This is a genomic window from Stutzerimonas azotifigens DSM 17556, from assembly GCF_000425625.1.
GTDB classification, from domain to species: domain Bacteria; phylum Pseudomonadota; class Gammaproteobacteria; order Pseudomonadales; family Pseudomonadaceae; genus Stutzerimonas; species Stutzerimonas azotifigens.
In genome coordinates, this window is record NZ_KE384408.1 from 72,346 (window position 1) to 86,454 (window position 14,109).

The 14,109-nt window shown below is 68.2% G+C and carries 14 protein-coding genes; 6 read left to right on the plus strand and 8 right to left on the minus strand.

Annotated features, from left to right (window positions below; all coding sequences use genetic code 11):
• Nucleotides 1–126 precede the first annotated feature (126 nt).
• A complete protein-coding gene (locus H610_RS0110910; RefSeq protein ID WP_028239696.1) occupies nt 127–1,251 on the plus strand; it encodes a DUF3182 family protein in 1,125 nt (374 codons plus the stop codon).
• Nucleotides 1,238–1,987, plus strand: coding sequence for an alpha/beta hydrolase family protein (locus H610_RS0110915; protein WP_028239697.1), 750 nt, complete (start codon nt 1,238–1,240; stop codon nt 1,985–1,987). The genes H610_RS0110910 and H610_RS0110915 overlap by 14 nt, the downstream gene beginning before the upstream one ends.
• Before the next feature lies 1 nt (nt 1,988).
• Here H610_RS0110915 and H610_RS0110920 read toward each other — a convergent pair whose 3' ends face one another.
• From H610_RS0110920 to H610_RS0110940, 5 genes are all read right to left on the minus strand, one after another.
• Nucleotides 1,989–3,011, minus strand: coding sequence for an ion transporter (locus H610_RS0110920; protein WP_028239698.1), 1,023 nt, complete (start codon nt 3,009–3,011; stop codon nt 1,989–1,991).
• Nucleotides 3,004–3,585, minus strand: a complete 582-nt coding sequence (locus H610_RS0110925) for a cob(I)yrinic acid a,c-diamide adenosyltransferase (RefSeq protein WP_028239699.1) — start codon at nt 3,583–3,585, stop codon at nt 3,004–3,006. The genes H610_RS0110920 and H610_RS0110925 overlap by 8 nt, the downstream gene beginning before the upstream one ends.
• A gap of 1 nt (nt 3,586) precedes the next feature.
• Nucleotides 3,587–5,617: a sensor histidine kinase gene (locus H610_RS0110930; protein ID WP_028239700.1), complete on the minus strand. Its 2,031-nt coding sequence runs from the start codon at nt 5,615–5,617 to the stop codon at nt 3,587–3,589.
• An 89-nt stretch (nt 5,618–5,706) separates the two neighbouring features.
• Nucleotides 5,707–6,618: a putative 2-dehydropantoate 2-reductase gene (locus tag H610_RS0110935; protein WP_028239701.1), complete on the minus strand. Its 912-nt coding sequence runs from the start codon at nt 6,616–6,618 to the stop codon at nt 5,707–5,709.
• On the minus strand, nt 6,618–7,583 hold the full coding sequence (locus H610_RS0110940) for a GGDEF domain-containing response regulator (RefSeq protein WP_028239702.1): 966 nt from the start codon (nt 7,581–7,583) through the stop codon (nt 6,618–6,620). The genes H610_RS0110935 and H610_RS0110940 overlap by 1 nt, the downstream gene beginning before the upstream one ends.
• Nucleotides 7,584–7,733: 150 nt before the next feature.
• On the opposite strand from H610_RS0110940, the gene H610_RS0110945 reads away from it, so the two are divergent.
• Together H610_RS0110945 and H610_RS0110950 are read left to right on the plus strand one after the other, a co-directional pair.
• Nucleotides 7,734–8,213, plus strand: coding sequence for a YajQ family cyclic di-GMP-binding protein (locus tag H610_RS0110945; RefSeq protein WP_028239703.1), 480 nt, complete (start codon nt 7,734–7,736; stop codon nt 8,211–8,213).
• Between the two features lie 81 nt (nt 8,214–8,294).
• Nucleotides 8,295–9,125 (plus strand): mechanosensitive ion channel family protein, encoded by an 831-nt coding sequence (locus tag H610_RS0110950; RefSeq protein WP_028239704.1) that lies wholly within the window; start codon nt 8,295–8,297, stop codon nt 9,123–9,125.
• 31 nt (nt 9,126–9,156) lie between these two features.
• On the opposite strand, the gene H610_RS0110955 is transcribed toward H610_RS0110950, so the two are convergent.
• Both H610_RS0110955 and H610_RS0110960 read right to left on the minus strand, forming a co-directional pair.
• Nucleotides 9,157–10,884, minus strand: coding sequence for an AmpG family muropeptide MFS transporter (locus tag H610_RS0110955; protein ID WP_028239705.1), 1,728 nt, complete (start codon nt 10,882–10,884; stop codon nt 9,157–9,159).
• Nucleotides 10,885–10,925: 41 nt separating this feature from the next.
• Nucleotides 10,926–11,276 carry an MGMT family protein gene (locus H610_RS0110960; protein WP_028239706.1) on the minus strand — a complete coding sequence of 117 codons (351 nt, stop codon included), beginning with the start codon at nt 11,274–11,276 and terminating at the stop codon, nt 10,926–10,928.
• A gap of 113 nt (nt 11,277–11,389) precedes the next feature.
• Between H610_RS0110960 and H610_RS0110965 the strand changes: the two genes are divergently transcribed.
• Nucleotides 11,390–12,394 carry a DUF481 domain-containing protein gene (locus H610_RS0110965; RefSeq protein ID WP_028239707.1) on the plus strand — a complete coding sequence of 335 codons (1,005 nt, stop codon included), beginning with the start codon at nt 11,390–11,392 and terminating at the stop codon, nt 12,392–12,394.
• A 63-nt stretch (nt 12,395–12,457) separates the two neighbouring features.
• On the opposite strand, the gene H610_RS0110970 is transcribed toward H610_RS0110965, so the two are convergent.
• Complete coding sequence (locus H610_RS0110970; protein WP_028239708.1) at nt 12,458–13,216, minus strand: SDR family oxidoreductase; 759 nt, start codon at nt 13,214–13,216, stop codon at nt 12,458–12,460.
• An 80-nt stretch (nt 13,217–13,296) separates the two neighbouring features.
• Between H610_RS0110970 and H610_RS0110975 the strand changes: the two genes are divergently transcribed.
• On the plus strand, nt 13,297–14,013 hold the full coding sequence (locus H610_RS0110975; protein ID WP_028239709.1) for a HugZ family pyridoxamine 5'-phosphate oxidase: 717 nt from the start codon (nt 13,297–13,299) through the stop codon (nt 14,011–14,013).
• The last annotated feature ends 96 nt before the right edge of the window (nt 14,014–14,109 follow it).

Below are 14,109 nucleotides of genomic sequence, written 5' to 3' on the forward strand. Positions count from 1 at the left end.
GGGCCGGATGAGGGTGACTGTCGCGCCTCCGGATCATCCGGCGGCCTCGGCTGTCTATCGTATTACTCGCCGGTGTTGTCTCGCCCGGGATGACCGGCCCCGATAGCTGTCCAGGAGCCGCTCTGTATGCCGAAACCGGATCATGCGCCTGCCGGTGGGCGCGTCGTCGTCACCTTTCCCAACCGCCCGCGGGAGCCGGAGCACGAAAAGGCCGTGCACCGTGCGCTGGCCGAACGCCTGGCGCGGCTGCTCGGTGTCCGCTTCGACGGCGAATACGACCCGCACCGGCATCGGGGCCTGCCGCTCTACCTGGTGCCGTCCGGCACGCTGATAGGCGAACATCCGGACGGGCTGACGCTCGCGGACGAAGCCGACCTGTTCGGCGGCCGCGTGCCGCAGGCCTTCATCGAGACCAAGGCCATCAGCCATCCGCTGGTTTCCACCGATGCCAAGGCTCCGCAAGGCTGGTCGACGGCGTTCGGCGAGCGGGTGGCCGACAGCGTGCTGCCGGGCTTCACCGCCTTCTGCCTGGAGGATGCACGCGAGGCCGGTCGACGGCTGCTGGCGCTGGGGCCGGCGCGGATCAAGCCGGTGCACGCCACCGGCGGACGCGGGCAGGAGACCTTCCACGACGAACAGACGCTGGAACAGGCGCTGGCGACCCTCGATGTCGGCGACGTGGAAAGCTGCGGCCTGGTGGTGGAGGCGCACCTGGAGCACGTCACCACCTTCAGCGTCGGCCAGGTGCGGGTCGGCGGCCAGGTGGTGACCTATTACGGCACCCAGCGGCTGACTCCCGACAATGCCGGCCAGGAGGTCTACGGCGGGTCCGACCTGACGGTGGTGGAGGGTGGCTTCGAGGCGTTGCTGGCCCTCGACCTGCCCGAGCGTACTCGCCTGGCGGTGTCGCAGGCGCAGGTCTACGACGAGGCGGCGAGCGCCTGCTATCCAGGCCTGCTGGCGTCCCGGCGCAACTACGACATCGCCCAGGGGATCGACGGACGCGGCGAGCCGCGCTCCGGCGTGCTCGAGCAGTCCTGGCGCATCGGCGGGGCCAGCAGTGCCGAGATCGCCGCGCTGGAGGTCTTCGCCGGCGGCGGTCATGGCCGGGCGCTGAAGGCTTCCTCGGTGGAGGTCTACGGCCCTTCGCCGCAGCTGCCGGGCGGGGCGACGGTGCTGTTCCAGGGCGAGGACGCCGAAGTCGGCTACATAACCAAGTACGTGGTAATAGAGGACTATGGCAACCCATAGCAAGAAGGTGGAGATACTGGTCGATGACGAGCGCATCGCCGGGACCTTCCTGACCCCCGAGACCAAGCTGCCGGGCGTGCTTTTCGTGCACGGCTGGGGCGGTAGCCAGGCACGTGACCTGGATCGCGCCCAGGGGCTCGCGGGCCTCGGCTGCGTCTGCCTGTCGTTCGACCTGCGCGGGCACGGCGAGACCCTGGCCCAGCAGAAGACGGTCAACCGCGAGCACAACCTGCGCGACCTGATCGCCGCCTACGACCTGCTGGCCAACCATCCGGACATCGACCCGAGCGCCATCGGCGTGGTCGGCACGAGCTACGGCGGCTACCTGTCGACCATCCTCACCGCGTTGCGCCCGGTGCGCTGGCTGGCGCTGCGGGTGCCGGCGCTGTACCGCGACGAGGACTGGACGCTGGCCAAGCGCGACCTCGACCGGGAGGTGCTGATGCGTTACCGCAACGGCAGGGTGCCGGCCGCGGAAAACCGTGCGTTGAGCGCCTGCAGCCAGTTTCATGGCGACGTGCTGATCGTCGAGTCGGAATTCGACACCTTCGTGCCGCACCCGACCATCATGAGCTACCGCGCGGCCTTCGTGCAGTCGCATTCGCTGACGCACCGGATCATCGACGGCGCCGACCACGCGCTGAGCGACGCCTGCCACCAGAAGGCCTATACCCAGTTGCTGGTGAACTGGGCGTCCGAGATGATCATCGGCTCGCGCCTCGGCCGGCTGCGCTGATTCAGAACGGCGGTTCGGCCGGCGGGTTCGGCCCGACGAAACGGCTCCAGCGGCGGTCGACGATCTGCTGCTTGAGCACTTCGATGACGTCGATCAGCAGCTCTTCCAGGGCCAGGTCGGTATCGGCGTCGCTGGTCAGCCAGGCGTCGAAGAAGCGGTCCGCCAGGCGCTCGGCCAGGGCCTGGAACTGGGGGCCCTGCAGGCCCTCGACGGACGCCTGGATCAGGCGTCGGGCGACGTCGCTCAGGGCGTCTTCCAGGCTGTGCGCGACCCGGTCGCCGAGCGGCAGGCGCCTGAGGTTGCCGAGCTCCCGGTTTTCCCGCAGCGCCTGCTGGACCAGCCCGCTGACGTAGCCTTCGATGGCGCCGCGGTTGTCGCGGTAACCGCCCTCGATCATCGCCTGCAGGCGCCGCGAGACGTCCTTGATCACGCGCGCCTTGCGTGGCCGCGCCACCTCCTCGATCAGGCGCCGGGCGAGGGCGTCGCTGGCGCCGATCTCCTGCTGCGCACGGGTGAACAGCTTGACCATCACCCGGTCGGACAGCTCCTCGAGCAGCAGCTGGTAGTAGCGGTTGACGAAGCCGTACAGCGCCCACTGGCGCATGTCGATCAGCCCGAGCCGCTGCAGGCGCAGCGCCAGCACTCCCACGCGCAGCACCCGAAGCCAGCGCAGGACGGCCAGCGGGATGCAGCCGAGCACGTCGTACCAGTGTGCGAAGGGGTAGTAGTACCAGCGGGCGTAGCGCCGCTCGAACAGGGCGATGGCCCAGCCGAGCAGCACGTCGAAGAAGAAGAAAGCGACGAAGCCGAGATCGATCAATGCGAAGTGCGCATGCACGGTGCGCCCGTACCAGCCATGGAAGGCCGGCAGCCCGCGGGCCAGCAGGTCGTTCAACGGGCCGACGCCGAACAGGCTGTCGAACAGGATCAGCCACAGGTTGACGAGCACCACGGCGACGATGAAGCCTTCCCAGGCGGCATGCAGGCCCTCTTGGCGACGCACGCCGGCCGGCTGCTCAGGCATCGGCCTTGTCCGCGGCGCGCCAGAGAATCTCCGGCTGGCCCTGGCGGCGGGCGATCAGCCGGGCGGCGACGAACAGCAGGTCGGACAGCCGGTTGAGGTAGGCCGGCAGGGCCTCGCGCAGCGGTTCGACGGCATTGAGCTGCTGGCAGCGGCGCTCGGCCGTGCGCGTCGCGCTGCGGCACAGGTGGGTCAGCGCGATCAGCCGCGAGCCGCCGGGCAGGATGAAGTCCTCCAGTGGCCCGAGTTCCAGGTTCCAGTGATCGATGGCCCGCTCCAGGCGTGCGATCTCGGCGGCATCCAGGGCCTGGTAATCGGGCATCGCCAGTTCGCCGCCGAGGTCGAACAGGCGATGCTGGCAGGGGCCGAGCACCTCGATCACCTCGGCCAGCGAGGGCCAGCGTGCCTGGGCCTCGCTGAGCTCGGCGAGCAGCAGGCCGAGCTGGCTGTTGAGGCTGTCGACCTCGCCCATGGCCTCGACTCGGGGATGGTCCTTGGGGACCCGCCGGCCGTCGGCCAGGCCGGTCTGGCCCTGATCGCCGGTGCGCGTGTAGATCTTCGAGAGTCGATAGCCCATGTCAGTGCCCCGTGGTGTCCGCCGGCTCTTCTTCGGCCGGCGAGTGCAGCGGCAGCCGGATGGTGAAGGTCGTTCCCTGGCCCGGGCGCGACTGCACCTCCATCTGCCCCTTGTGGTTGTTGGTGATGATGAAATACGAGACGGAAAGCCCCAGGCCGGTTCCCTGGCCGACCTCCTTGGTGGTGTAGAAGGGCTCGAAGATGCGCTTGCGCACGTGCTCGGGCATGCCGCCACCGTTGTCCTCGACCTCGATCTCCGCCCAGGGCGGTGCCAGCCGGGTGCGCAGCAGGATGCGCCCGGCGGCCTTGTCCGGGCGGTGGTGGATGGCCTGGGCGGCGTTCTTCAGCAGGTTGAGCAGCACCTGTTCCAGTTCGTTGCCGATGCAGGGCACGCGCCCCACGTCGGGAGAGAACTGCCGTTCGATGGCGATGGCGCGGAAGTCGAAGCCCTCGGCCAGGTCGAAGTCGTTGCCGGCGATTTCCACCGCCTGGTCGATGATCGAGGTCAGCTGGCACTCGGCGAGCTGGCGGTTGCTCAGGCGGCTGAAGCTGAGCATGTGGCTGACGATCTTGGCGGCCCGCGCACCGGCCTGCTGGATGCCGTCTAGCAGCTGCGGCACCTGACGTTGCTGCAGGTATTCGTTGACCGCATCCAGGCGCACGCCGGTCTCCTCGGCGGTCTGCCGGTTGCGCTGCAGGTCCGGCGACAGCCGCCGGCGGATGTTCTGCGCGTTGTGCAGGATGGCGCCCAGCGGGTTGTTGATCTCGTGGGCCATGCCGGCGGCAAGGCTGCCGACCGACAGCATCTTCTCCGACTGCACCATGATCTCTTCCAGGCGGATGCGCTCGGTCACGTCGTCGATGCGGATCACCACCCCGCGGCCAGCGCTGCCGGTCAGCGGGTAGAAGGTCAGGGCGTAGTGGTGCGGCTCCTCGTCGCGCATCCAGGTGACCCGTTCGATCTTCTCCACCGTGTGCCGCTCGGCGGTGCGGCGGATCTGCGTGAGGAACGGCTTGAGCGGTTCGAAGGCGAGGAACACCGGCTGGTTCAGCGCTTCGTCCAGGCGCGTGCCGGAAAGCACGCTGGCTTCCTGGTTCCACTGGGTGACGTAGAGCTGGTCGTCGAGCGCGATCAGCGCCGAGGGCATCGAGTCGATGATGCTGTTTAAGTAGTTCTGGAAGCCGGTGAGCTTCTTCTCGATCTTGCTGCGCACCTGCACTTCCAGTTCCAGCTTGCGGTTGGAGTCGCGGGTTTCCTCGGCCAGGCCGCGGGCGTGGTCGAAGGCCGCCTGGGCATCGTCGCGGGCGCGCTTGAGCTGGCTCTCGCGGGCCTGCATGCGCGACAGCATGGTGTTGAAGGCGTCGGCCAGGCGGCCGATCTCGTCGTGGTTCTTCGGCCTGGCCCGCAGCGAGTAATCCTCGTCGCGGGTGACCTGGCGCGACAGCGCTTCCAGGTCGCGAATCGGCTTGGTGATGAAGTTGCGGATCTGCCGCGCGACCGCCAGCCAGAGTAGCAGGCTGACCACCAGAATCGCCGCGCTGGCGGTCAGGGTGCCGGTATAGAAGGCGCCGGGCAGTTCGCTGGTGGCCACCAGCAGCAGGTGCCCGGGCGGGCCCTCGGGCTGCGGCAGCGCCACCAGCGCATTGGCGCGCAGCTCGCCGAGCTGCCAGCGCCGGTAGTCGCCGATGCGTGCGGGCAGCTTCAGCGGCTCGCCGTGCTGCAGTTCCGCCAGCGGCAGGCCCTGGGCGTCGTAGATGCGCGCCGCCCGCAGCGGGGCATAGCCGTCAAGGCGCTGCAGCAGGGCATTGGCCGTTTCCGGCGAGTCGAGCGCGGTGTGGCTCAGTTCCGGCGTGGCAAACAGTTCGCCCAGCGTGTGCAGCGCCTGCGGGGCGACGCTCTGGCGTGAAATCCAGTAGGCGGCGCTGATGAAGGCCAGGTTGGCGACCAGCAGCACCGCCGCCAGCAGCACGAGCAGGGCGACCAGCAGCTTGTGGCCGACCGACAGGTTTTCCAGGCGCTTGCGCAGGGGCATCGACGGGCTCTTCACGGAGATGGCACAGGTTCGACAGCAGCCGGCGGCGGTGATGCCGTCGCGCCGGTTCGGGCAGGGTAGCGGGCTGCTCAGTCGCTCGGCAATCCGCGTGCCCGCAGCAGGTCGGCGAGGCGTTGCTGCAGGTCGCGCAGGGCCGGCAGCTCGAGGCCGGTTTCAGCTGCGCGGGCGAGGGCGTAGCCGAGCAGGTAGGCGATCTCGGTGCGCCGCCCGCGGGCGGCGTCCTGGTGCATGGATGAGTAGTTGTGCGCGGTGGCCTGGATCACGCGCCAGACCTCGTCCTGCAGGCCCTGCGCGGCGTCCGGCTGGCCGCAGGCGCGCAGCAGGGTGCCGAGCTCGCGGCACAGCGTCTCGACGTCCTGCGCCTGCGCCAGCAGGCCGCCGTTGCGGCAGTCGTGCAGCACGGTCAGCGGATTGATCGCGCAGTTCAGCGCCAGCTTGCGCCACAGGCGCATGAGGATGTCGTCGCTCCATGCATGCGGTATGCCGGCGACGGCGAGGACGGCGAGCCAGGCCGGCGGCGGGCCACCCTGCGGATCGCCGATCCAGTTGCCGCCCTGGCCGGCGTGCACCACCTGGTAGTCGCCGGACAGGTAGGCGCCCTCGGTGCTGGAAACGAACAGGCAGCGGGCGCCTGGGCAGCGGGCGGCGACCGCCTGCTGGCTGCCCAGGCCGTTCTGCAGCAGCAGCAGCGTGGCGCCCGGCGCCAGGCGGTGCGCCACTCCGGCGACCGCGGCTTGCGCGTCGTAGGCCTTGCAGGCGACCAGCAGGCGCTCGATGGGTTCGCGGGCGTCCGGCAACTGCGCCGGCAGGGCGAAGTGGCGCTGCTGGTCGCCCTGCCGCAGGGCGACCTGGCCGCGCGTGCGGTAGGCGGCCAGGCGTGCCTGGTCACGCAGGATCAGCCCGACCGGCTCGCCGGCGCCGGCCAGCCGCGCCGCCCAGAGGCAGCCCAGCGCGCCGGCGCCGAGGATGTGCCAGCTCATCAGGCCGGCTGCAGCAGACGCTGCGGGACGATCCGTCCGGTCACGTAGGCGTCCGGCAGCAGGGCCGCGGCCCGTTGCATGATGTCCTCCGGGGTGATCGGCAGGGCCTTGGCGTCCAGGCCGATCATGCTGATGCCGGCCTTCAGCGTGATGAAGCCTTCGCTGGTCTTGAAGGCCTTGAGGTTGAGCCCCTCGTGCAGGCGCTTGAAGCTGCTCGGCGCGCACTCCTGCAGGTCGTCGAGCAACGTCAGCAGGCCGAAATGGTTGTCGTCGAGCCGGGCCACCACGTCGAGCGGTCGCACCAGCTGCTGCAGGCGCCGGGCGATACCGTGCAGCAGCTCCTCGTAGCAGGCGTCGCCATGGCGCTTGCGCAGCGCCGCGGCGTCGGGCAGGCCGATCTGCAGGTAGCACACCGCGCTGCCGCGGAATTCGATCTGGCGCAGGCTGTCCGACAGCTTGCGCACCAGGTAGCGGGCGTTGCCGAGCCCGGTGACCGGGTCGACCAGGTTGCGCTGTTCGAGGCTGGCGATGCTCTCGGTGAGCATTCGCTTCTCCTGCAGCAGGCGCTGCAGGGTGCCGCACAGGCGATCGCCGGCGTACACGCGCGGCACCAGCTGTTCGTTCATCACCGACTTGCTGATGAAATCGTCGACGCCATGGTCGAAGGCCTCGCCGAGGATGTTGTCGCCCTCGCGACCGGTGAGCAGCACGATGTAGGTGTAGTGGTCGGTCATCTCGTCCAGCTGGCGCACGCGGGTGGTCAGCTGCAGGCCGTCCATTTCCGGCATCAGCCAGTCGGCCAGCAGCACGCTGGCGGGCCGCTGCTCGAGCTGGGCCAGCGCTTCGGCGGCGCTGCTGGCGAAGCGGATGTCGAGATACCCGGCCTGGGTCAGGGCTCGGCCGATGATGGCGCTGGAGAATTTGGCGTCGTCGACCACCAGGATGCTCAGTTGGGGGTTCGGCATGGGGGCGCTCGGAAGAAGGGAGATCGACGCGGCCGCGCTGTGTAGCCGGGCGCTGTCATGTCGGCCAGTTATAATGACCGCGCATTTCAAACGTCAAGCCAGGCGCTGCCCAGCTGTGCTGCCGGTCGCGCCCTCACTCAGGAGGTATGCATGCCCTCGTTCGACGTGGTGTCCGAACTGGACAAGCACGAAGTCACCAATGCCGTCGACAATGCCGTCAAGGAGCTCGACCGCCGCTACGACCTGCGCGGAAAGGGCAGCTTCGAACTCAAGGAGCTCACCGTCCTGATGACCGCGGAGGCGGATTTCCAGCTCGAGCAGATGCTCGAGATTCTCAAGCTCGCGATGGTCAAGCGCAAGATCGACATCCAGTGCCTGGAGATCAAGGAGCCCTATGCTTCCGGCAAGACCGTCAAGCAGGAAGTGGTGCTGCGCGAAGGCATCGACAAGGAGCTGGCGAAGAAGATCGTCGCCCACATCAAGGACACCAAGCTCAAGGTGCAGGCGGCGATCCAGGGCGAGCAGGTGCGCGTGACCGGCAAGAAGCGCGACGACCTGCAGGAGGCCATCGCCGCACTGCGTGCGCACGAGTTCGGCATGCCGCTGCAGTTCAACAACTTCCGCGACTGAGCCCCGCTCGGTCGCTTCCGTCCCATCCGGGGCCAACGGCGCAACCCGGATGGCGTTTTCGTCACCTAGGACGCTTTCTACATGGACTTGGATATCAACTACCTGGTCAGCCTCTCCAACACCTGGCTGCCGATCGTGATGCAATACGGCGCCCAGCTGCTGCTGGCGCTGCTGACCCTGGCGCTGGGCTGGTGGCTGATCAACATGCTGATCGACAGGGTCGGCGCGCTGCTGACCCGCCGGCAGGTCGATCCCAGCCTGCACGGCTTCCTCGGCAGCGTCGCCGGCGTCGTGCTAAAGGTGCTGCTGCTGATCAGCGTGGCCTCCATGATCGGCGTGGAGACCACCTCGTTCATCGCCATGATCGGCGCCGCGGGCCTGGCGATCGGCCTGGCCTTGCAGGGCAGCCTGGCGAACTTCGCCGGCGGCGTGCTGATCCTCACCTTCCGCCCCTACCGGGTGGGCGAGTTCATCGAGGCGCAGGGCATCAGCGGCACGGTCACCGGTATCCAGATCTTCCATACCACGCTGAAGACGGGCGACGGCAAGAGCGTGGTGATGCCCAATGGCAGCCTGTCCAACGGCAACATCGTCAACTTCTCGCGCGAGCCGTTCCGTCGCGCGGAGGTCCTGGTGGGCATCAGCTACGACAGCGACATCAAGCTGGCGCGGCGCGTGCTGCTGGAACTGGCGCAGGACCCGCGCGTGCGAAGCGATCCGGAGCCGGTGGTGGTGGTGACCTCGCTCGCCGATAGCTCGGTCAACCTGGCCCTGCGGGTGTGGGTGGCCAATGCCGACCTCTGGCCGGTGACCTTCCACTTCATCGAGGAAGCCAAGGAGCGCCTGACCGCCGCCGGCGTGCAGATTCCCTTCCCGCAGCGGGTCGTGCATCTGGTGCAGCCGCAGGCCTGAACGAAAAAACCGCCGGTACCGGCGGTTTTTTTCAGCTCTTTTCCGGCTTGGGCGCCGCGTCGCCGGTGCCTGCGCGGGGCTCCTCGTCGGGCGCCCCGGCTGGCTTGAGCCCTCGGCCCCACTGCCAGGCGATGAGGATTAGGGTCGGCACGCCGAGCAGGGCGGTGAGAAGGAAGAACTGGCTGTAGCCGAGCTTCTCCACCGCGACGCCGGAGTAGCCGCCGAGCAGGCGCGGCAGCAGCATCATCAGCGAGCTGAGCATGGCGTACTGGGTCGCCGAGAACTTCAGGTTGGTCAGGCTCGAAAGGTAGGCGACGAAGGCCGTCGAGGCGAGCCCGGCGCTGAAGTTGTCGCAGGAAATGGTGACCACCAGCATCTGCAGGTTCGCGCCCATTTCCACCAGCAGCATGAACATCAGGTTGGTGGCCGCCGACGCCAGACCGCCGATGAACAGGATCGGCAGGATGCTGAAGCGCACGATCAGCAGGCCGCCGAACGCGGCGCCGAGCAGCGTCATGACCAGCCCGAACAGCTTGCTGACGCTGGCGATCTCGTCCTTGGAAAAGCCCTGGTCGATGTAGAAGACGTTGGCCATCACGCCCATCACCGTGTCCGACATCCGGTAGGTGGCGATCAGCCCGAGCAGCAGCAGCGCTTGCCAGCGGTAGCGCAGGATGAAGTCGGTGATCGGCGTCAGCACCGGCCCGATCAGGATGCGCCCCGGCCCGGACAGGCAGCCGGCCATGATCAGCAGGTACATGGTGCCGCGCGGCCAGTAGCCGCCCCAGTAGGACTGGAACATGCCGGTGGTCGAGACCATCAGGATGATCAGCACGATCACCGACACCGCCTGGTGGGCGAAGTCGAAGTGCGCCGGACGCCGGCGCTCGCGCGCCTGGCGGAAGATGGTGCGCACCGGGATCAGCAGGGCGCGGCCGGCCGAGGACAGCGAGCCGGCGATGAACAGCGCGTAGAGCGTCGCCCGCGGCCAGGCCTGGGCGATCAGCGCGTTGATCATCGCCGGCACCGAGACCAGCAGCACCAGCAGCAGCCCGACCGCCGCCAACTGGTGGTTGAAGGTGAAGGCCGAGGGCGCGTTGGGCAGCGGCGCGGCGACTTCCGGCTCGCGGATCACCAGGCTGGTGATCAGCCCGGGCAAGATCAGCAGGGCGAAGGTCAGGTAGGTCAGGGCCCAGGCGCTCTGGTCGTACTCGAGGTCGCTCGAGCCCGCCCATTCGGCGAGGAACAGCGCGCCGGCACTGGCCAGCAGCATGGCCACGCGGTAGCCGGTCATGTAGCTGGCGGCGAGGGTCGCCTGCAGGCGGTCCTCGGCGATCTCCAGGCGATAGGCGTCGATGGCGATGTCCTGCGTGGCCGAGGAGAAGGCCACCACCACCGCCAGGGCAATGAGCATCGTCAGGTTGTACTGCGGGTTGCACAGCGCCATGCCCACCAGGCCGATGGCGATCAGCGCCTGCGAGAGCACCAGCCAGGAGCGCCGGCGCCCGAGCGAGCCGATCCATGGCAGGCGCCACTGGTCGAGCATCGGCGACCACACCCACTTGAAGGCGTAGGCCAGGCTGATCCAGCTGGCGAAACCGATGGTCTCGCGCGAGACCCCGGCCTCGCGAAGCCAGACCGAGAGGGTCGAGAACACCAGGACGGCGGGCAGGCCCGCGGCGAATCCGAGCAGGAGCAGGGCCAGCGAGGCAGGGCTGGCATAGGCCGCGAGAGCGTCGCGCCAGGTTTCACGGGACATACGGCTCGGATCTGCGAATGGTGAATTGCAAAGGCCGCACTCTAACCGCTGTGCTCCATGCATTGCCAGCCGTGCCGACGCATGTCCACCCGGCCGTCGGTCACCGTCACGCCCTCGGTGCGCAGGCGCATGCGCTGCTCCTCCCCGGAGACGCTGCCGGCGGGCAGGCTGAGGCGTCCGCCGGCGGCGATCACCCGGTGCCAGGGCAGGCGGGTGTCGTCCGGCAACTGCGACAGCACGCGGCCGACCCAGCGTGCCGCGCGACCGAGGCCGGCCTGGCGGGCGAGTTCGCCGTAGCTGATCACCTTGCCTTCGGGGACCTGCGCCAGTACCGCGTACAGGGCCGCGCGACGGGCCTGCGCCTCATCCTCGGGCGGTTGCTGTCTTGCCATCGGTTGCTCCCGGAAACCTTGTAGTGGCGAACTTGACCTCCATCCGGCGGTCAGTGCTTGCCGTACCCATGAGCATACGGATAATGCCGCCCTTTTCATCGGACCCGCCACGCATGCATGCCAGAAACCTGCTCCTGTTGACGCTTACCTCGCTCGCGCTTCCAACCCTCGCCGACACCGTCTGGTTGAAGAACGGCGACCGCCTGACCGGCAAGATCTCGGTGCTCGACGGCGGCAAGCTGCTCGTCGAAACCGACTACGGCGGCTCCATCCCGGTCGACTGGAACAAGGTCAGGACGCTCGAGGCCGACCAGCTGCTGCTGGTGGAGATGCACGGCAGCGAGGACGAGCTGGCGCGCAAGCTCGAAGCCGGCGACGAGGGCCAGGTCATCCTCAACAACGGCACCGGGCCACGCTCCGTGCCGCTGGCGAGCATCTCCCAGATCATCCATCCAAAGCCGCTGGTGCAGGACTTCCACTGGGAAGGCGACGTCGACGTGGCGCTCGACTACAAGCGCGCCGAGACCGACACCGATGACTACCACGTCTCCTTCGACACCAAGGCCAAGCATGGGCTCTGGCGGCACAATGCGAGCGCCGAATACCACCGCGAGTACCGCGACGGCCTGACCGTCACCGACAACTGGGAGACCGAGTACGCGCTGGATCGCTTCATCGACGAGCAGTGGTTCTGGCAGGGGCGTCTGGACTACAAGCGCGACCAGGTCGAGGATGTCCGTCGCCAGCGCACCATCGGTACCGGCCCCGGCTACCAGTTCTGGGACAACGAGCTCGGCGCCTTCTCGCTGGCCTCGCTGATCAACCGCCGGGACTACGAGTATGCCGACGGCAGCAAGGACAACTTCTACGCCCTGGCCATGAAGTGGGACTACAAGCGCTATCTGGTCGGCAAGACCTTCGAGCTGTTCAGCAACGGCGAGATCGGCAAGCCGCTGGAAGACGTCGCCGACTATTCCCTCGATGCGGCGGTCGGGCTGCGCTATCGCGTCACCGACTGGGCTTCGCTCAACATGAAGGCCGAGAAGGACCTGATCAGCGGCTCGGACAGCGACCTGGACGAGACGCGCTATACCCTCGGCTTCGGAGTGGGCTGGTAAGAGCCTGAAGCTGCAAGGGGCGCCAATCCGCCTTTTCTTGCAGCTCGAGGCTTGCCGCTACCTTTAGACCCTCAGGCCGCCGTCGAGCTCGAGGATGCGTCCGGTGTAGTAGTCGTTCTCGAACAGGTAGGCCACCGAGTGGGCGATCTCCTGCGGGCGGCCCATGCGCTTGAGCGGGATGCCGGCGGTCATCTTTTCCAGCGCTTCGGGTTTCATGCTGGCGGTCATTTCGGTTTCGATGAAGCCCGGCGCGACGCCGGCCACGCGGATGCCGTAGCGCGCCAGCTCCCTGGCCCATACCACGGTGGCCGCGGCGACGCCGGCCTTGGCGGCGGAATAATTGGTCTGGCCGATGTTGCCGGCGCGGGAGATCGAAGAGATGTTGACGATCACGCCCTCGTTCTTGCGCTCGACCATCTTCGCGGCGACCTCGCGGGTGCAGAGGAAGACGCCGGTCAGGTTGACGTCGATCACCGACTGCCACTGTGCCAGGCTGAGCTTGCTGATCTCGCCGTCGCGCACCTTCAGCAGCAGGCCGTCACGCAGGATGCCGGCGTTGTTCACCAGCCCGTGGATGGCGCCGAAGTCGTCGGCGACGCGGGTCACCATGTCGACCACCTGGTCTTCCTGGGCCACGTTGCACAGGTAGGCCCGCACCTCGCTGCCGGCGGCCATGCAGGCGGCCACGGCTTCGTCCAGACGCTCCTGGTTCAGATCGACCAGCGCGAGGCGGGCCCCCCTGGCCGCCAGGTGCTCGGCCATGGCTCGTCCCAGGCCCTGGCCGCCGCCGGTGATGATGATGACCTTGTCTTGTAATTGCATCTCGTGTCCTCATGTCGAAGCGAATGGGCACCCGCGACCCGCGGGGCCGTGCAACATCCACCAACCACGAGGAGCCACAGGTGAGCGAAGAGGCCGCCAAGCATGCCCGAGTATTGCTGCTCAAGGAATACCGCGCGGTGCTGTCCACCCAGTCCAAGGCCATGCCGGGCTTCCCGTTCGGTTCGGTGGTGCCCTATTGCCTGAACGCCGATGGCGTGCCGCTGCTGCTTATCAGCCGGATCGCCCAGCACACCCACAACCTGCAGGCCGACGCCCGCTGCTCGCTGCTGGTGGGCGAGCGCGACGCGGACGACGTGCAGGCGGCCGGGCGCCTGACGCTGCTGGCCGAGGCGCGGCGGCTGGACGAGCCCGACGCCATCGAGCAGGCGGCAGCGCGCTACTACCGCTACTTCCCCGAGTCGCAGGACTATCACCGCGTGCACGACTTCGACTTCTGGACGCTCGAGCCGGTGCGCTGGCGCTACATCGGCGGCTTCGGGCAGATCCGCTGGCTCGATCGGGTTGCGCTGGCCAATCCCTTCGCCGGGGCGGCGGAGGCGGGCATGATCGAGCATATGAACGCCGATCACGCCAATGCGATCGCGCACTACGTGCGGCTCGCCGGGCTGCCCGAGGAACCGGCCGCGCGCATGGTCGGCATCGACGGCGAAGGCTTCCACCTGCGCATCGGCGCGCGGCTGTACTGGCTGCCGTTCGGCGAACCCTGCACCAACCCCGGCGCGGTGCGCCAGGCGCTGGTCGGGCTGGCGCGCGCCGAGGCCTGGCCGGCGGGCTGACCTGGGAACCATTCCGTTACAGCTTTGTCGTCGCCCGCAGTTGAAAACGGGCGGGGGCGCCTTCAACTTGCAAGTTCCGGAAGCCGTTCTTCCGCC